General features: G+C 40.1%; 11 protein-coding genes and 8 pseudogenes. 6 read left to right on the top strand and 13 right to left on the bottom strand.

Annotated features, from left to right (window positions below):
• The first annotated feature begins 53 nt into the window (after positions 1–53).
• The 3 genes and pseudogenes from PN838_RS23715 (at position 54) to PN838_RS23705 (ending at position 1,661) form a co-directional block, all read left to right on the top strand.
• Positions 54–718, top strand: a pseudogene (locus tag PN838_RS23715) (response regulator).
• Between the two features lie 149 nt (positions 719–867).
• Positions 868–1,182 carry an EF-hand domain-containing protein gene (locus tag PN838_RS23710; protein ID WP_272182223.1) on the top strand — a complete coding sequence of 105 codons (315 nt, stop codon included), beginning with the start codon at positions 868–870 and terminating at the stop codon, positions 1,180–1,182.
• The gene (locus PN838_RS23705) at positions 1,182–1,661 is read left to right on the top strand and encodes a hypothetical protein (RefSeq protein ID WP_272182222.1); all 480 of its coding nucleotides are present in this window, start codon (positions 1,182–1,184) and stop codon (positions 1,659–1,661) included. The genes PN838_RS23710 and PN838_RS23705 overlap by 1 nt, the downstream gene beginning before the upstream one ends.
• A 137-nt stretch (positions 1,662–1,798) precedes the next feature.
• Here the strand turns inward: PN838_RS23705 and PN838_RS23700 are convergent.
• The 13 genes and pseudogenes from PN838_RS23700 to PN838_RS23640 form a co-directional block, all read right to left on the bottom strand.
• Positions 1,799–2,759 (bottom strand): annotated as a pseudogene (locus PN838_RS23700) (class 1 fructose-bisphosphatase).
• 14 nt (positions 2,760–2,773) lie between these two features.
• Positions 2,774–3,854 (bottom strand): annotated as a pseudogene (gene fbaA, locus PN838_RS23695) (class II fructose-bisphosphate aldolase).
• A 15-nt stretch (positions 3,855–3,869) separates the two neighbouring features.
• A pseudogene (gene eda, locus PN838_RS23690) lies at positions 3,870–4,488 on the bottom strand (bifunctional 4-hydroxy-2-oxoglutarate aldolase/2-dehydro-3-deoxy-phosphogluconate aldolase).
• A 134-nt stretch (positions 4,489–4,622) separates the two neighbouring features.
• A pseudogene (locus PN838_RS23685) lies at positions 4,623–5,480 on the bottom strand (sugar kinase).
• Between the two features lie 149 nt (positions 5,481–5,629).
• Positions 5,630–6,953: pseudogene (locus tag PN838_RS23680) on the bottom strand (MFS transporter).
• A 1-nt stretch (position 6,954) separates the two neighbouring features.
• Entirely contained in the window at positions 6,955–7,299 is a 345-nt protein-coding gene (locus PN838_RS23675; RefSeq protein WP_215964054.1) for a cupin domain-containing protein, read from the bottom strand.
• A gap of 11 nt (positions 7,300–7,310) precedes the next feature.
• A pseudogene (locus tag PN838_RS23670) lies at positions 7,311–9,476 on the bottom strand (heparinase II/III domain-containing protein).
• A 66-nt stretch (positions 9,477–9,542) separates the two neighbouring features.
• Positions 9,543–11,796: pseudogene (locus PN838_RS23665) on the bottom strand (chondroitinase-B domain-containing protein).
• A 213-nt stretch (positions 11,797–12,009) separates the two neighbouring features.
• The gene (locus PN838_RS23660) at positions 12,010–12,888 is read right to left on the bottom strand and encodes an NAD(P)-dependent oxidoreductase (protein WP_272182221.1); all 879 of its coding nucleotides are present in this window, start codon (positions 12,886–12,888) and stop codon (positions 12,010–12,012) included.
• A gap of 301 nt (positions 12,889–13,189) precedes the next feature.
• Positions 13,190–13,453 (bottom strand): TonB-dependent receptor, encoded by a 264-nt coding sequence (locus PN838_RS23655; protein WP_272182220.1) that lies wholly within the window; start codon positions 13,451–13,453, stop codon positions 13,190–13,192.
• A gap of 38 nt (positions 13,454–13,491) precedes the next feature.
• Positions 13,492–14,430 carry a TonB-dependent receptor domain-containing protein gene (locus tag PN838_RS23650; protein WP_272182219.1) on the bottom strand — a complete coding sequence of 313 codons (939 nt, stop codon included), beginning with the start codon at positions 14,428–14,430 and terminating at the stop codon, positions 13,492–13,494.
• A gap of 6 nt (positions 14,431–14,436) precedes the next feature.
• A complete protein-coding gene (locus tag PN838_RS23645) occupies positions 14,437–15,981 on the bottom strand; it encodes a TonB-dependent receptor (protein ID WP_334313558.1) in 1,545 nt (514 codons plus the stop codon).
• Positions 15,954–16,283, bottom strand: a complete 330-nt coding sequence (locus tag PN838_RS23640) for a hypothetical protein (protein WP_272182217.1) — start codon at positions 16,281–16,283, stop codon at positions 15,954–15,956. Before PN838_RS23640 ends, PN838_RS23645 begins: the two co-directional genes overlap by 28 nt.
• Positions 16,284–17,131: 848 nt before the next feature.
• On the opposite strand from PN838_RS23640, the gene PN838_RS23635 reads away from it, so the two are divergent.
• The 3 genes from PN838_RS23635 to PN838_RS23625 are packed head-to-tail and all read left to right on the top strand — an operon-like array spanning position 17,132 to position 19,134.
• Positions 17,132–18,085: a VCBS domain-containing protein gene (locus PN838_RS23635; protein WP_272182216.1), complete on the top strand. Its 954-nt coding sequence runs from the start codon at positions 17,132–17,134 to the stop codon at positions 18,083–18,085.
• Positions 18,045–18,767 carry a hypothetical protein gene (locus tag PN838_RS23630; protein WP_502592204.1) on the top strand — a complete coding sequence of 241 codons (723 nt, stop codon included), beginning with the start codon at positions 18,045–18,047 and terminating at the stop codon, positions 18,765–18,767. Before PN838_RS23635 ends, PN838_RS23630 begins: the two co-directional genes overlap by 41 nt.
• Complete coding sequence (locus tag PN838_RS23625; protein WP_502592194.1) at positions 18,757–19,134, top strand: hypothetical protein; 378 nt, start codon at positions 18,757–18,759, stop codon at positions 19,132–19,134. The genes PN838_RS23630 and PN838_RS23625 overlap by 11 nt, the downstream gene beginning before the upstream one ends.
• Positions 19,135–19,336 lie beyond the last annotated feature (202 nt).

Genomic DNA, 19,336 nt, shown 5'->3' with positions numbered 1-19,336 from the left:
AGTGAAATAGCGCCTTATTTAATTATCAGTCCAATTAAAACTAGAGAACAAAAATGCAACATTCAATCCTCATTGTGGAAGACGAAATAAAATTGGCAACCCTACTCGCCGATTACTTTAAGCTTACTGACTATGTTCCCCATATGTTGCACGACGGTAGTGAAGTCGTTGACTGGGTAAAACAACATGAACCTAAGGCCATTTTGCTCGACATAATGCTACCGGGAAAAAATGGCATCGATATCTGCAAAGAGATCCGCCAGTTTTCAAATGTACCAATTTTAATGATCACCGCGAAAGTCGATGAAATTGACCGACTGTTAGGTCTCGAACTTGGCGCAGACGATTATATCTGCAAACCCTTCAGCCCAAGAGAAGTTGTCGCTAGAGTGAAAGCGGTATTGCGTCGGACATTAACCGAGTCCAAACCGAGCAATGGCTTAATTCTTGATGAAAGCCGTCTTGTAGTGGCGTTTAATCAACAGGAAGTGACACTGACATCAGTCGAATTCCAATTACTCAAACCCCTTGCAGAAAAGCCTGAGCGTATTTTTACGCGGGAGCACTTAATGCAAAATATGTATTCTGATCACCGAATCGTGAACAACCGAACTATCGACAGTCACATAAAAAGCTCAGAAAAAAGCTGGCTGATATAAGTGATGGAAAAGACTGGGTACAATCAGTCTACGGTACGGGCTACCGCTTAGTATTATAGTTCTAAGAGAAAACCTTAGTTGTTTTTCACTTAGAACCGTAATAAACCACAAAGGAAAAAGAGCGAAATACTTCCTCTTTTCTTGCACAATGTTTGCAATTTCCTTGTTATTCTCGTTTGGCACTTGAGATTAACAACAGGAAATTCCCATGAAATATTTTGCAAAGTCATTTTTAATCGTTGGATTGATGTCTATCATTTCAGCAACAAGTCAAGCAGCCGAAAATGACGATAGACGCGGCGACAAGGACGGCCAAGGCAAAGGACGTCCGCAGTTTTCCACCCTGGATTTAAACGCCGATGGCGACATTAGTTTTGACGAATTCTCTTCCCACGACATTCCTCATGGCGATCATGAAACGGTTTTCAATAATATTGACGCCGACCAAAACGGCGTGATTAGTGAACAAGAGTTTACCGACCACAAACCACCACGCGGCAAAAAACCAAAAGGACAACGCTAATGATTAGTGGTATTAATTCTTCTGGAGAAATGTCCAGACCTAGCAGAATGGAGCAAAGCCTCACGGCAGATCAAAAAACTCAAATATCTGACGTTCTTGGACAATTTGACCCAGAAAATCTAACCGAAGCAGACGCAAAAAGTATCGTTGAAGCGTTTTCTGAAGCAGGAATTACTCCGGGTTCAGGTCTAGCAAGTGCTATGGGTGAGTTAGGATATGACGCCAAAACCGTTGGCGATTTAGCTAACGTAGAGCAGCGAGGTAATCGGCCCCCTCCTCCGCCACCACCTTCTGGTAGTGCACAATCGAGCGATGAACTGAGTTCATTAGTTGAGTATTTTACTGAATTAATGGAAGAAAAATTAGCGGAAAGTGGGGAAACTGAATTAAGCGACAATGATAAACAATCTATTCTGGCTCAGTTATACGATAAGTTTGGCATTGACGAGGGAAAATCAATTATTAATACAGTTGCCTAACTTGAGCGATGTAATTCAAACTAGCTGATATAGGGATAAAACTTTGTATTGTGCATACTTTCTAAGTAGTAAAAAATCGGCTAGTGACCAAGGTCATAGGTCTCTAGCCGACAAATCATATTACCAATTTTATCTTATTAACCAAAATTAAGTTTTTTAGTTAAATTTTTCGAGCCCATATAAACCGGTACTCTCTGATGCAGCGTTGTTGGTTGTATGTCTAATATACGTTGCTGGCCACTCGTTACTGCTAACCCACCGGCATTCTCCACTAACATTGCCAACGGATTTGCTTCATATAACAAACGTATTTTGCCATTTTCGATACCATGGTCGACTATCACCTGGGTAAGCAAATACACCACCTCGGCTAATAACTCTGTGTACGTCACCGACCATAGCCGCATTCCATCGAATTGATGCGCTGTTATAATCATCGCTGGCATACAATACATCATCAAAATATTTCTGAATGAGGTTATCCCAAAAACGATAGTTAGCCATATTCACTGCAAACTCGTTGCTGTCGGCCGGCACTGTCATTTTATCTTGCGTTAACAAGTAACCACCATGAGTTAAATCCAATGTATAACAACGAGTCGGTCCACCTGTTGTCATCACCAACATAGTCGACGCACCGTAAAGTACATATCCGGCACAAACCTGCTCAGAACCCGCCTGAGCAAATTGCAGCTCACTATCAAATGGCACGTCATTTCGAGCATTATAAATAGTGAAAATCGTGCCTATTTGGCCATTAATGTCGATGTTAGAAGAACCATCTAGTGGATCAAACGCCACGATAAACTGCGCATCTGGGTGACCACCAACGACATAGTCTTCTTCTTCAGAGGCTATTGCGCGAACAGTATCGTCATCCAATAGCATGTCTCTTAATAATTGATTAGACAATACATCGAGCTTCTTTTGCACTTCACCCTGAATATTTTCATCAAGAGTTGACCCTAACACACCGGCTAGTGCGCCTTGACTCACTCTGAACGCGATTTCTTTAGATGCAGCCAATATGGTACGAATTAACATGATGAGGTCTTTATCGACTCCATCTTTCTTTAACACTGGAACTAGACGTTTCATTTTATTCCTTAAAGCTACACGAATCGATTTAAACAGTTCAACTCGGCAAAACATTGCTCAAGTCGAGTGACCATAGAGTCTTCAGCTTTACGCAACCACACACGTGGATCATAGTGTTTTTTGTTTGGTTTATCGTCGCCGTCAGGATTGCCAATTTGGCCCTGTAAATAATCTTGTTTATTTTTGTAGTAATCCAAAATGCCTTGCCAACTAGCCCACTGCGTATCGGTATCGATATTCATTTTAACCACACCATAAGTCAAAGACTCTGCAATTTTTTGAGGCTCTGAACCTGACCCGCCGTGAAAGACAAAATTTAAGCTGTTGTGAGGTAAATCGAACTTCTCTGAAACATAGGCTTGAGAGTTTTTCAAAATCTCTGGGGTAAGCACAACATTGCCTTGGTTTGTATACACCGTGAACATTGCCGAATGATGCGGCAATTATAAATTTGTCAGACACCTTCGACAGTTGTTCATAGGCATAGGCAACATCTTCTGGCTGCGTATATAGCGCAGAGGCGTCCATATGACTATTATCAACACCGTCTTCTTCGCCACCGGTACAACCAAGTTCAATTTCCAAGGTCATGCCCATTTTGCTCATGCGCGCTAAATACTCTGCACATGTCGCTATATTTTCTTCCAAAGATTCTTCCGAAAGATCGATCATATGAGAACTAAACAACGGTTTACCCGTTTCCTTAAAGTGAACTTCGCCAGCATCGAGCAAGCCGTCAATCCAAGGTAAGAGTTTTTTCGCCGCGTGGTCAGTATGTAACATAACCGGTACGCCATACGACTCAGCAACAATGTGAACATACTTCGCCGCGGCAACAGCACCTTTAACTGACGCCTCATGCCCTTCTAGTTTTGAGCCTTTCCCCAAGAAAAAGGCCGCGCCACCATTAGACAACTGGATAATAACCGGCGAGTTTACTTTTGCCGCCGCTTCTAAAGTGGCATTAATAGAATTTGTCCCTACTGTGTTAACAGCAGGAAACGCATATTGATTTAATCGAGCGTGGTTGTATAAGGTTTGAACATCATCTCCTAATACAACACCGGGTACCAAAGCTTCAGTTAGTTTAGTCATTTTTATATAACCTAATTATTGAATAGCATTTTTACAAGCATCTGTGATTGCTTGCCAGTTTTCTTCCGCCACCCACTCTTTGCGGCAAACCCAAGTTCCACCAACAGCGATGACGTTATTTAAGGCCAAGTACTCGCCTTTATTTTGTGGTGTTACCCCACCCGTTGGGCAGAATGTAATATCTTGAAATACCGAACCAACCGCTGCTAAAAACGGCGCACCGCCAGATAGAGACGCCGGGAAAAGCTTGAGTTCTGTGTAACCAAATTCTCGCGCCATCAAAATATCACCCGTATTTGAAACACCTGAGTAATACCGGAACACCGCAAGTGACTAAGTGTTCTAATAGTTTAGCAGACACAGCCGGTGTTACGATAAAATCGGCACCTGCATCGATTGCTTCTTTTAAAATAGTTTCGTTGGTAATCGTCCCTGCACCAACAATAAGTTCAGGTACTTGTTCTTTAATTGCAGTTAAAGCCGCTAATGACTGCTCAGTTCGCAATACAACTTCAACCAGTTTCAGACCGGCACTTGCCATTGCTTTAGCAATGTTAACACCTTGTGTTGGGCTGTCAGCTTGAATGATTGGTAAAAGCGTTTGATCGCCCATTAAAGTAGAAAAAGAAGTCATTACTATGCCTTTAATATTACAATTTTGATTAAGTCGATTTTGCGAGAAAGAATAACAAGCTATACTTTCTCGCTTATTTACAGTTTGTAACAATCCCCGAATAAAGGGATTAGTTTACAAATTTACGGATATTTTTACGATTTTACTGCTTCAAATGCCGCAACTGGGCAAATCGCCCTAGGGTGTTGGATCACAATCCCTGCTGCTTTTGCTGCTAGTTGCACGGATCCACTTACCGCTTGTCCCGTTAGACGAGCACCTAAATAAACACCATTAAACGCGTCGCCAGCTGATGTCGTATCTACCACATTAGTTACTGGTGTAATTTTGTGAGTAAGTAAGGTTTCAGATTCAAATGTAACCACTGAACCTGAGGCCATTTTTAATAACCAATTCTTGCAATCCAAACGGACGACAAAAATCAATAACACCTTGAGCCGTGTCTACACCATACAATTCGGTTAGATCTTCTACCCTAGCAATGCGATATCAGAAACATGAAGTGCGCGTTCAAACTGTTCTTTGGCCTGTTCTTCACTGCGCCATAAACGAGCACGGTAGTTAGGATCAAACACCAATTTTATGCCTGCATTTTTAAGCAGTTCCAGTTTTTCCCAAAATAATGAGCGGGCATCTTCCTCTATTACCGCTAGCGAAATACCAGAGAAAAAGAACATATCGCCTGTAGCAAGTTCTGCGAGAACGTCACTATTTAGGAAATCGACAACTTTTCTTGCTGCCGCGTCACTGCGCCAGTAAGTGAAACTTCGTTCACCGGTTTCATCTGTTTCTACAAGATATAAACCTGCAACCTTGCTTTCATGTCTGAACACATATCTCGTGTCGATAGATTCTTGCTCAAACGTCGCGACCATTTTGTCGCTTAAGTTGTCCTGTCCAACCGCCGTAACGATGGACGTAGCCACTTCAGGAAACACACGCTTTAAATACACAGCGGAATTGTATACATCACCAGCAAATGACTGATGCATAGTTGACGCGTCACCTGCCCGCAACTCAACCATACATTCGCCTAAAAATGTATCTTTTTCATAGAGTAAATTTATCCACTTTAATTAATTTTGAAAATACCCAATGCCTGCAAATGATGTTTTGAGGCATTGAGTATTGAACTGTCAATTTACTGAGGTTTATTTGAGTCGTTAGTTAACGCTTTTAGTGGCTCAACTTTAGGAATAAGTAACCAAACAGCTGCCATGGCAATAATTGCCAATGATGCACCGATAATAAACGCTGGGTAGTAGTTACCATCAGCCGTTAACCAAGGTACTAGCGTTGTTAGACCTACCGCACCCAATTTGGCCGCCATGCCAGCAAAACCAGATAAAGTCGCGACTGATTTTTTACCCAATAAGTCACTTGGTAACGTTTGTACATTTCCGATAGCCGTTTGAAATCCGAATAAAATAACAGCCATAATTAACACAGCATTTACCGGAGCGTCTGGGTTAGCCATCGCTAACAACGAAGGCAACATAATCAAACAACCTAATGAGATAACAAATTTACGTGTTTTATTCGTATCCCAACCGGCTTTAATTCTGTTTTGAGCTAATAGTCCGCCAAACCATGCACCAAACATTGCACCTACGTATGGAACCCAACCGTAGATACCGATGCCTTTAACGTCCATACCATAAACTTCATTTAGATAAATTGGGATCCAAAATACAAACAACCACCAAATTGGATCAATCGCTGCAGAGGCGATAATTACACCCCAACTTTGCTTGCGAGACAATAACTCTTTAGTTGACGGGTTGTACTCTTCTTCTTCAATTGAAGGGTCGTCGGCGTTTAAATTCTTTTGACCTGTAAGGATATAGGCACGCTCTTCCTCAGTGATCCATGGGTGAGAACCAGGAGGCGATTTTACAAGCACAATCCAAGGTATTAGCCACAATAAACCGACTAAACCAATAATGACAAATACCATTTGCCAGCTAAAGTACACGGTAAGGTATGCAACTAACGGTATCGCAATAATCCCACCAATTGCAGCGCCTGAGTTAAAAATCCCCTGAGCTAATGCACGCTCTTTAGTTGGAAACCATTCAGCGTTACCTTTGGCAGCACCTTAGCCAGTTACCAGCTTCGGCAACACCTAATATGGCTCGGAAGATACTAAAACTTAAAATCCCCTGAGCGAACGCATGAGCAGCAGTTGCCACAGACCAAACACCGATGGAGATAACAAAACCTACTCGTGTACCAATCCAGTCAAAAATCTTTCCAAATATGGCTTGACCAAACGCATATGCGAATACAAATACAACAGAAATTGTCGCGTAAATTTGCTTACGTTCGAATTCTGATTCATTTGGCCAAAGTTCAACTTTAATGGCGGGCCACAATACGCTTAACGCAGAGCGGTCAATATAGTTGATAATTGTAGCTAGCGCGATTAACGACACTACCCACCAACGTAATCCTTGAATTTTCATATTATTCCCCTAGGAAGTCTTCGCGAGGTGGACTGAACGTATCAATCAAAATACCACCGGTTGGGCACGTTGCACCGTGATCAGCATGTGGAGGCATATAACAGCTGTCACCAGCTCGCAATATTTTAGTTACGCCGTCAATGTTAAAGTGAAACTCACCTTCTACGACATAAGTAACTTGAGAGTGACGATGCGCATGATTGTAACCAATCGCACCTTTCTCAAACCAAATTTTAACCGCCATTAGCTCGTCGTTATAACCTAACATTTGACGTTTTAAGCCACCGCCAATATCTTCGATTTCAGTTTCGTTACCAAATGAAAAATGTGCACTTTCTTTTTGCATCTTATGAACTCCTAAGGATTTGTCAGCACATAAACGGCCAATCTACCGTTCAGTGAAAATGTTTTATTTTGATATGTAAATTTACGCTGTAGCTCACTTTCTAACTTGTTCTTCTTGTTAGCTACTTTGTTAATTGCGACTAAGTAAGTATTTCCTGCAATAGAAATTTTAACCAGCGCTAAATCGCCGTTATTGGTCAACTCAAGACCGGTAACTCTGCTTGTGGCTTCTAGTGTGTACTCCTTACTTGGATTGTACTCACCGTGAGGTTCTAACACTGACACAAATTGATGTTGCTTAGTACCTTGAACTCGGCGAACAAAGCCGTTTTCATTACGTAGATTAAAGTTAGGGTCATTTGCACCAATTTGCGTGAACATAAATGATTCATCACCATTTACTAAACTAGTCTGTGTATAAAAGCGACCGTTTTCGTTTAACTAGGATACTTTAGCTAACCCTTTTTCCGGTGTCGCTTGACCTTTCAACCACAAATGTTGGTAACCGTTTTTCTTGCCTAATGCCATTAAGTGCGATGCATTTGCTTTAAGCTCAAAGTTCGTGTCGATTAACTGACCTTGATAATGCAGCGGTAAATCAAGTTGGTGTTCATCAGTTGCAACCACATCAAACAAATCAAGTGCGAGTGTGCTATCGAGTTCAGGCAAGTTAATAAGTGCCATGGTACGTTCTAATGTAACATCGTCATATGCAGTGCTTATTTCACCACTTGACACTGAACCAAACTGATTGGTTTCAAAAAGTTTAATGTCGGGGCGTTATTATTGCCCTTTTCCACATTACCATCAAAATGCGTAGTTTCATCTACTACTACAGTATTATGTGCAATGGTATGTTTTGCATAGGTATTGTTTTCAGGTAAATAACGACCGCCGTATTTAGCTTCTACGTTAAGGAAGCGTGCTGCGCCATAATCTGAAACAATTTCATTACCGTGGTCGTAAAACTGCCACGTAAGTTTATCAAAGTGACCATGACCTAAACCCTGTGCGGCCGGTTTAAATAACAATGCTTGGTCGCCGCCAACTTGCGTACGCATGACAACAAGCGCGCCTTGTTTACCGTCATCACCGTCACCAAATGCGACTGATTTAAATTTATATGGCTTTGCTAAATTTTTATCTAAAGCCGCAGGCAACTTTAAGACCATCACCTGTAAGAATGATTTGATCTTGCTGCTGGGCAATATCTAAAAAGCTAGGATCGTTTGTTAATCCATAAGCAACCGTGACACCGTGCACCAATTCTATAGTGTCTATGCCTTTGCTTTTGATTGCATCATTGATTGGGAAAAACAGACCGTTGTAGCTAAGTTGAATCGTCGTATCGATGGCTTTTAACAAAACCCCGTTGCGGTGTTGGTAAATTTTACGTTTAGGGTCGTTGCTTTCAATTGCTTTTGCAAAAGTAACAAACGGCATTAACGCGTATCGCTGATAATAAGGGCCTTCATTGTAATACCCTTGTGGTGAGAATAATTGATCAAGTTGCTTTAAGAAGCCGCCTTTACCAGACTTATCTAAGTCATATAGTGCTTTTTCAACCCATTCTGGTTCGTTCATTACATAACCGGCCATGCCTACGCCAGCCGTAGCCCAAGTGCCGTGATTATGAACTTTATTAAATGTTGAAGGCTGCCCTTCTGATAAAAACAAGGCAACTGGTTTTAATAGGTTTTGCTCAATATTCTTAATTTCAGCAGCGTCTAAAGAATCATGTATTAGGTCATAGGCTTGAATGGTGTAAACCAACCAAACGGCTTCGTTTAGGCTTTGCCAAAAAAACTTACCTGGATTCTGAGATTTCATTTTACGTTTTGGATGTACATCTAGCGTTGGGTATAATTCAGCATACTCAAACAACATGTCACGCACGTAATCTGCGTACTTTTCGTCTTGAGTTAATTGATAAATCATGCCCGCGTTGTACATCAGTTGATAGTTCTTTTTATGACGCTCGTGGGTATAACCGCCACCACCATCTTTAGGAACAGGCACCTCAATTGGTTGTGCAATTTGCGAATCAACCTGTTTCTTTTGTGCAATAAATGCTTGTTTGAATCGACCATCTTTGGTTAATTCTTTACGCATCTCAACAACGTCGGCCTTACTTGTGACTAAGCTCGGATGTACAGCTTCTGCTCGTAGTGACAACATAATTGCCACTGTTGCAGCAAGTACGACAACTGCTTTTAGGCTATTAGAAAATAAATTCATAGTATTTTATTTAACCTTATTATTATTTAGTTTTGCAGTATGAGGACCTTTGACGCGCAACTCTGTCACACTTGGGGCCTTCGTGGCGTCAAACACATTATTGTTTATGACTGTTTTAGGTTCACCAACGGTATGCTCAACTGTTATCGGTGCAGATTTTACAATTGTATTACTGTCGATATCCGTTACTTGAACACCGTGTAAATAAACGCTTGATTTACTTTTGTTGCGTTTACCTAAACCAACATTAGTTAGCTTGTTGTTCGACATTAAGATGTGCGGACCAAACGTACTTTCATCAGACCCACCGCGATATAATTTAACTAAACCGCCTTCAACATCCGTAAAGCTATTCTCTTTAAGGTTAACGTATTCCGCATTGTAAATACCTAGGTCTTCAATTTCGCTATCGAGACGAATAACGTCGCCAGTAACATTTTTAAAGGTATTGTTCTTTAAAGTAATTTCGTCGGCAAATGCGCCTTTACCCGTTACAAAAAAGTGGAAAGAGTGGTTAATATCAAGATCGAGAATTGTCGAATTTAGTAATATAAAGCGGTAGTTTTCGACCATACCCCATTTCTTAGTTCGAACAACGCTGTTACCTGCAGCATCTGGGCTACTTGCACCGGTAATCGTTAAGCCGTCAAGTTTCAAGTTTCCGCCGTCTTGGATTTCAAATAAAGCAGAACGTTCAAATGTTAGGGTAACACTGCCCTTTGCTTTCGCTTTTAACGTCAATGTTTTGTTGATAACAGCAACTTTAGGTACATCGTATTGACCGGCGGCTAATACCAGTATGTCACCTGCAGACGCGTTATTAATTGCTTCTAATAAAGCCTTTGGGTTTGCTTTTACTGAATGCGTTTTACCTGAATCAAACTCTACACTGCTAAGGTAATTTAGGGTACCAACTTACGCCCGTATCATCTTTTGAAAGCACTTTTAAACCACGTTTAGCGCCAACACTAACAGATGGAGATGCCGGATAAAGTAGTCCATTACTTAATCCAGCAAGGGAGACGTTTTGCTTTTTAACACCATAGATAAGTTCATCAAGAACACGGGTATTGGCGATGTTACCTTCAAATTTAATACCACTGACATCGTCAAAGGCGGTAAATGGTTGTTTGTTGTCTTCATTAATAATGAGGTTATTTTTCATCACACTGTTAATTGGTGCCGCGCTGCGTTCTGCGTCGCTACCAGCAGCAAGTTGAATATGACGAACATTAACAAATGTATTGTTTTCAATTAACGCGTTGTCAACCTGGTGATAACGATTAATTGTAGAATTAGGAACACCATTCATCACGGTAAAACCACTACCAAATCGGTAACCAGTTAACCCTTCTAAATAGTTATTGCGGATAACTTGGTGCTTATTGATGACACGGATACCGCCGGTGTGATCTACGCCGCCACCGAAGAAGATATTTTCTTCAACCACATTGCCATTACCATGACGCATAGTTAGAGTGCCGCGAGCTTCAAAAAACACATTGCCACGAAGTTCATTTTTACCAGACTTAACTGAGATAATTTCGACTTCGCCGTTTGTTCTTTCAAAATAATTGTTTTCAACCAGCGTAAAAGAATCTGTTAATGAATAATGACTTGTTCCTATACGAAGGGTTTCACCACCGTTTGAACCAAATATTGGACGATAGCCAAAAAAGTTGTGGTCAATTCTATGATGATTTTGTTGGCTTTCGACTGTGTTTAATCTAACCGCTACCGTAACGCCTTTGTTGCGTTTACCAACTAAATTGCTGTGATCGAAGCGATTGTATTGGCCGTAAAGAGCAACCCAATAATCCGATTCAGTTTTGTCTGGATTATTGTAATTATCGATAACGATTTCAGTTACTCTTGAATGAAATGCCAAATCAGTTTTGTTACGACGAAATTCAATAACAGCACTACTTGGCGTGAAACCGTTTTTAAATACTAAACCTGATGCAACTAAGTGCTTACCTGCGAGTCTTAAATTTGATTGGCCCGATAATATAACCTTGCCTTTGGTCTCTGCAGTAAGAGTGATTGGTGCATCTTTTGTACCTTGACCACTTAAGATAATCTCAAAGTCAGTCCAAGTACCGTTTTTAAGAACTACTGTGTCACCCGCTTTTAATTTAGGCGCGATATTCTGATACATTTGCTGATTTTCTACGAAGTAATCTTTAGCAACTAGTTCTGTTGCAAAACTGGATACCAGCACTAAAAGAATTTTTAATAAGTGATCATTTAACAAACGCATAGTTAGCTCTTTTAATTTGTGAAAGTTACTGTGGTTAAATCATTCAAGCCACATCACTTTGTTTACAATACAGCCACGTCTAATATTGGCTATACCTTAGTAATTGATTACGTTGAAATCTTGCTGTTATTAAGGCCCTTAAAGTCCAAATACTAGTCTACTAATTCTGACTTTGCATTTGCCCTTTAAGCGCCTCACAATAATTGCTTTAAATTACTTCTCTAATGTCTTGAAGTAATCAAAGATTTCTGGAACGTTGCCATTACCCATGCCTGCATCAAATGCAGCTTGTAAGTTAGCTGAAGAACCTTCTGCAATTTTAGATTCAGTTCCTAAGTCACTCACCATTTGTAGGAAATAACCCAAGTCTTTGTTTGCGTTTGCAATTGAGAAACCTAAGTCACTCACATTGTCGACAGCGTAATTTTTACAGAACTGCATGAACGGAGAGTTAGAAGGACCCGTTGACATGATGTCGAATAGTTGTTGACGGTCAACACCAGCAAGTTCAGCAACAGCAAATGCTTGAGACATTGCACAAACCGTAGTCATACCCATGAAGTTATTAATCAATTTAGTTGTATGACCTGCGCCAAGTGCACCTAGGTGGAATACGTTTTCGCCTTGATCTTCTAACACTGATTTAACTTTGTTAAATGTCTCAGTATCACCAGAAGCCATGATGTTTAATAAACCATCTTTAGCGTGAGCAGGAGTACGGCCAAGAGGAGCGTCGATCATGCCAGCGCCTTTTTTCGCAAGGTCAGCACCGATTTTACGAGTTGACGCTGGGATAGATGTTCCAAAGTCAACTAAAACCGCGCCTTCTTTAATTCCGGCTAAGATACCGTTGTCAGCATATACAAGCTTTTCAACTACTGCAGAAGTCGTAAGACAAAGCATTACGATGTCACTTGATTCTGCTAATTCTTTTGCTGAAGTAACTTCTTTAGCGCCACGAGCAACACATGCTGCGACAGCTTCTTTACTAAGGTCCATTACATTAAGCTCATAGCCTTTTTTCTGTAAATTTTCGACCATATTGCCGCCCATAAGACCAAGGCCGATGAAACCAATAACAGGTTTTGACATGTTAAACTCCTAAATATATTAGCGCATGCTTGTCTGAGCATGAATAATTTATCACCCTTAATTGGATGAATTTGTTAATTGAATTGGTTTAATGAAACCTCGACTTTTTATCGTCACTAGGACTTCATTCTATTTTTTAGTGAGTTTTATAAGCTCACTGGAACTTTAAAATTGGAAACTTTTTCAAGTGTTTGTTTAAAAAGTTTCCTTATATTTACTTAACTTGATTCACTACAAATGTTGGTTCAATCGACTTCTAACCCATCTCTAGCTAAACGTCGATTTACCGGTCTACTCAATATTAGAATTTAGCTTTGATACCAAATTCCCACTTAGCACCTGAGCGCGAATAATCCGCAATCGTAGTGTCATTACCGCGAGTATAAACTTGTGGTGTATTGGTTAAGTTAAGACCTTTTAAGAACACACTCACATTTGAGTTGATCTTGTATTTCGCAGACATGTTCAAGTAAGTTGCATCTTGGACATATCTATGTGAACGGTCAGGGAACGGTAAGCTGTTTGGCTGTAGGTATTTAGAGCGGTATTTCCACATCAAACGCACAGTTGTTTGGTCGCCTTCCCAATAAACAGAAGCAGATGCTACGTTTTTAGAGAAACCGAATAAATTGGCATCTGGAACAACACCTGAGCTACTATAGGCTCAGCTGTTACAAAATCAGAATCAGCATAGTTCCAAGCGAATTTTGTACCTAAACCATCAAATGGTTCTGGTAATTCAACAAAATGTTTTTGGCCTGTAAATTCAACACCACGAATCGTTGATTCTTCATCAGACGTTTGTTTTACAAGATGTGACACATTTGGGTAAACAGTATCAACACCATCTAAACTAACAATGATGTCACGAGATTCTGTTGTTACATCATAGCCACCGGTGAACGTTTTACTATAGAAGGCAGCTGTTAGAGCCGCGTCTTCTGAAGGATAATATTCTAGTGATAAGTCGTAGTTAATCGCTGTATATGGCGACAAATGGTTACCATTTGCATCACCACTTCTGATTACAGCGGTATAATCAGTATTTGTATTTGGGTCACAAATTGTGTCGTCTTCATTTTCACACGTTTCATAACTTACCCCAGCTGACATCGCATTCATTTGGAAGCGCGACATAGAACGATATACCGCGGCACGAACATAAAACTCATCAGTAACCATAAAGGTTAAGTTAGCGCTTGGTAATACTTCTGTGTACTCAGAGTCCAAAGTAATGGCTTCAAGATCACCTGTTGGGTTAATGACCGCATCAAATGTACCAAACTCTTCGTTAGACGTGATGTGAACTTTGTCACCCCAACCGTCAGAATGTGTTTCAGTTTTAACAACTCGGACACCGACGTTACCAAATACTGGCGTGCTGCCAATTTCAGTATCAATGTTCGCCATAACATAGCCCGCAGTTATGGTTTCAGTTACGTCACGGTCAGCACCGTCACGGCCGTCTTCACGTTCGCCAATATCGTAATAATCAGTTCCTGTAGCGCCGGAAGTTGACCTAAAATTTGACCGATAAAACAATGATGGTCATACGTTGCAAAATTCGCTGCATCGCCGCCAGCACCTTGGTTCTTCTTGGAATAAGTTATTATTAACATGGTCATTTGTACAGTTATCCATAATGCCATTAATTAAAGCTAAGTTGGCTTCAGGATTAGAACCGTCCCAGTTATTATCTTCGTTATCACTAGCGCCATTTCTTTGTGTACCGTCTGAAATAACTAATGAAACATCGTTGGTAACTAAGTCAATTAGGTGTTCTTCAGAAAAACGGAAGCCCGCTTTAACGCTTGAAATATATTTGTTGTCTAATTGGTATTCAACATCAAAGTTCAACGCCAATATGTCATCTTTACGTTCTTCATGGGTACGACGGTATTCAACATAAGCATGGTCATTATTTACGAAGTTACTCATGTAGGACGCGTCAAACACATCTGATGCTACATAACCTGCGTCATCTGGACCTAAGCGATTGTCGTCCAACCAAGTTAATTCTGGGACATTACGCTCACGGAAATCAAGAGCGTAGTTGTAACGTTCTGTTGAACGGAATTTAGTACGATCACGTTGACGATAACGATATGATTCAGAATAAGATAAGTCTAAACCAATCGTTAAATCATCAGTTGGTGAATATTCGATGTCGATACCACCACCACGATATTCATCAAGTTGGTTTCGCACTTCACCTTGCAATGTTGGACGTGCTTCACCAGTCGCATAAAGCAAAGTACGGTCTGCAGCTACGATGTGGTCTTTAAGATCGTCAAGACGTGAATCTAATGCAAATTCCATACGATTTTCAGTGTATTCAAGATCTGAGAATTCGTAGTCAAAGTTGATGTTTAAATCGTCGTTTGGCTTCCACTGGAATGTAAATACCGCACCCGTACGAGTATCTTCGTCTTCACCGGTACGCCAATAAGCATCATTTGGTACATAGAACAAGGAGCTTTCGTCAAAATCAGCAACATCCGAATCAATACCAAGTTCTGGTGAACGACCTACACGGCCAGCACTTACACCTTGTTGACCAGTAGCACAGTTGCTACCACCTACTAGATTATTACCTTCATTATCGCGTAATGCACAAACACCCATTTGTGAATTACCGCCATAATTTTCTTCAGGGTTAGAAGAACGTGTATGGTTAACACCAAATGTAAAGCCCATTTCGCCAAGTGAATCTGTTTCCCATTGTTGCACTGTTGAAGCAACAATTTTAGCGCCGAACGGTGAAACGTCACCTTCAACGTCGCTGTAATAAGAATTATAAATACCAGTAGCTTGAATCGTTGTTTGTGACTTACCGTAGTCAACCGCACGCAGTGAATTAACATCGATAGTACCTGATGTACCACCTTCCACTAAGTCTGCCTGTTGGCTCTTGTATATAGTGACACCTTCAACCAATTCAGAAGGGAATTTTTTAAAGTTAACAGCTCGACCCGGTCCCGCATTCGTAATTGTGCGGTTATTAAACGTTGAGTAACCCCAATAAGAACCAAGACCACGGATTGAAATTTCGTTCTGACTACCCTTTAATCTATGGCCAGACGCACCTGAAATATTTTCAATAACATCAGAAAGGGACAGCCCATGAGTAACTCACCAAAGTCGGCCGCGACAACCGCATCTACAATCGCAACACTGTTCTTTTTACGGTTAAGTGATTTCGTCATTGTTTGACGTAAACCCTGTACCTCAATGACCTCTATTTCTTCAGCTGACTCTATTTTGTCTTCATCAGCAGCAAATGCTGGTAACGACAATAATGAAAGAAGTGTAGATGTTAATACTAAGTTGTTTCGATAGCCTTTGTGTTGGCGCAACACTTGGCTGATTTTGTTTAACCTGTTGACTGTTGCCATTTGTAAGTTCTCGCATAGTTATTTTTATAATATTGACAACGGTATTCAAACAACATAACCAACTATTGTCAACCATTTTGGTTAACCATTTGTCATTTTATTGTTATTACCAAAAGCCAATATTGTAAATTACCAATTAACCACATAGACAACAAACCCTATAACATCTTGTATTTAAACAATATAAAAATATAAAAGGCACATTACCCACGAATAAAACAGGTGATTTAGACTTGTAAAAAGTTATATAACTCACTAAATAATCATTATCAAAACGACAAATCAATCTATTAAAAAGACGTAATCGCTTCATTAATAACTGACCATTTATTATACTAATTTACCAAATTGACAGACCTAAACTCACCGAAATAAAGCAATACTTATTACAAAGTAATTTTGATTGCAGCTGTTATTAGTGAAATATAAAAACCACCCATTAAAAACATATAATCAATAAATACAACAACTTAAACAAACCAAATGGAAGTTTACATTACTATTTTTAGATTGGTGAACCTTTGTTTTTACGTTCGACATATTTTTAACAGTTACCACCAAATTACTATTTTTATAAAAAAGTAACGACCAAAATAAAAATGGTTAACCATTAACCGCAAAGAACAATAATAAAATTTAACAAATAAAATCAACGCACTACAAAAACAAGATTAGTTATAGGTTTACAAACCGCACTGCCAAATAGTTATTGATTGACAAAATGATCATATATTTTGGTTGACAATCTGGTTTTCCAATTTAATACTGGAAACACATTGGTTAGAAATTTGGCAATTACCAATTTCTAAGTATTGACATAAAAATATAAAATCAACAGGAAGACTATAATGAAAAAGTTATTTGCAATGTCTGTAATTGCATTAGCAGTTGCGGGCTGTTCTGACGACACAACATCTGAAAAAGTAGGCAATTCATTTGGCCAAGTGACATTATCAGGTACTGCTTTAGTAGGTGAAACATTAACTGCAGCCGTTAGTGATGTTAATGGCGTTGACGCTGCAAACATTACCTACACTTGGATGGCAGGCGACGTAGTTATTTCTGGTGCAACATCTGAAACATTGGTTCTTACTGAAGACCTAGCGACCGCTGAAATTACAGTTACCGTTTCTTACACAGATAATGACAACTTTTCTGAAGTCATTAAATCAAATGAAACTGATCCCGTCATCGGCCTAACAACGCCAGCTTCATTTAGTGGTGACCGCTCAGCTGTTGTTAAAAACAACATTACCGATGTTGTTATGGGAACGGTAGTGGTAACGGATAACGATGAAGGCGAAGCGGTACTTGAAGCGCAAACTGACGTTGTCGCTATGTACGGTACGTTTTCTATCGCTACAACTGGTGAGTGGACATATGCTTTAGATACTTCAAATAGCACAATCTCTTCTTTAGATGGCGAAAGTGATACCGTAACCGATACGCTTACGATTACATCAGCGGACGGTACAACGTCTAGTGTAATGGTAACCATTACCGGTGTATCTAATGTTGCAGTTACAACTAAGGTCGCGAAAATCACAGATAGCATGACTGACGATGCTGGTGAACTAAGATACAAGCTTAGTGATGCTATCTCAGAAGGCAAATTAACGGTTTCATTCTTTAAAGACGATAAAGCGGAAACATCAGACGGTACTGCAAAAGATGCATACATCGGACTATATGGTGAATCAACAAGCACGAGTAATGCAATAATCGATTTGCGTATTCAATCTGACAAATTCGTAATTCGAGATCAAGACGATATCGACGTTTCGATTCCGTTTACTCCTTAGTGTTTGGACAGATGTTGAAATGACATGGGATGCCTCTTCTGCATCAGATACTGTTACACCAATGCTGACTGTTACGATTAATGGTACAAGTGTGACAACTGACGCATTTTCTTCAGCGTCTTCATCACCTAGTGACGTATTAGGCGGAGTTCGTTACGCAATCTTTAAATTAGGCGACAATGGTTCAACCATCCCTAGCGCTGCGTATTACATTGACGACATTAAAATCTATTCTGATATTGCTGGCACAACTGTCGCGTTTGAAGACGACTTTGAAAGTTACAACGTAGGTGATTCACTAGATGACGATAATACTGCGTCTCCATACAACTCAAACACGGCAGAAGCCGTAGTTGCAGAAGTCACTAAAGGTGGTGACTCGGTAGACCCTGTCGACCCAGTTGATAATCAAATGGCAAAAATCACCGACTCAATGACAGATGATGCTGGTGAATTACGTTACAAACTTAGTGATGCAATTTCTGAAGGTAAACTAACTGTATCATTCTGGAAAGATGACATGGCTGAAACCTCAGAGGGCGTAGCAAAAGATGCATACATTGGTCTTTATGGTGAATCAACTAGCACAAGTAATGCGATTGTCGATTTACGTATCCAAGCCGACAAATTTGTTATCCGCGACCAAGATGACATCGATGTAACAGTGCCATTTGTTCCTTAGTCAATGGAACCAAGTTGAAATGACATGGGATGCATCTGATGCAACTGATGCGGTTACCCCGCTTGTGACTATTACGATTAATGGCACTAGCGTAACAACTGACGCTTTCTCATCTGCATCTAGCTCACCTAGTGATGTTATGACCGGTGTTCGATATGCGATATTTAAATTGGGCGACAATGGTTCAACTTTGCCAACTGCTGCATATTACATTGATAACATCAAAATCTACTCTGACTTAGCAGGTACAACTGTAGCGTTCGAAGATGACTTTGAAGGTTATGCTGAAGGCGTATCGCTTGACACTGATAACACCGACTCTCCTTATAACTCTAACTCAGCTGAAGTTGTTGTAGTTAAAGAGTAATAGAGTACGGATATTTATCGATAAGCAAAATATTAAAATAGCGCTGCATTTATTCAGCGCTATTTTTTTATCTCCTGATCGTCCAATACATCGCACTATTGAATCGTCAGAGAATTAAAAATAATAAAAACTAAATGCCCTTTTGAATAGACCATTATCCGTTGAGCATTTTGATAAATAGAGGTTAATCAAAATGATATTA

This window comes from Psychrosphaera algicola, from assembly GCF_028401425.1.
GTDB lineage: Bacteria > Pseudomonadota > Gammaproteobacteria > Enterobacterales > Alteromonadaceae > Psychrosphaera > Psychrosphaera algicola.
Note: the sequence above shows the minus strand (reverse complement) of the source record. Positions and strands in the feature narration are given on the sequence as shown.

Coding starts and splice junctions, on each gene's coding strand:
- PN838_RS23710 (WP_272182223.1), top strand. CDS start 868: ATGAAATATTTTGCAAAGTCATTTTTAATCGTTGGATTGATGTCTATC.
- PN838_RS23705 (WP_272182222.1), top strand. CDS start 1,182: ATGATTAGTGGTATTAATTCTTCTGGAGAAATGTCCAGACCTAGCAGA.
- PN838_RS23675 (WP_215964054.1), bottom strand. CDS start 7,299: ATGCAAAAAGAAAGTGCACATTTTTCATTTGGTAACGAAACTGAAATC.
- PN838_RS23660 (WP_272182221.1), bottom strand. CDS start 12,888: ATGTCAAAACCTGTTATTGGTTTCATCGGCCTTGGTCTTATGGGCGGC.
- PN838_RS23640 (WP_272182217.1), bottom strand. CDS start 16,283: ATGGCAACAGTCAACAGGTTAAACAAAATCAGCCAAGTGTTGCGCCAA.
- PN838_RS23635 (WP_272182216.1), top strand. CDS start 17,132: ATGAAAAAGTTATTTGCAATGTCTGTAATTGCATTAGCAGTTGCGGGC.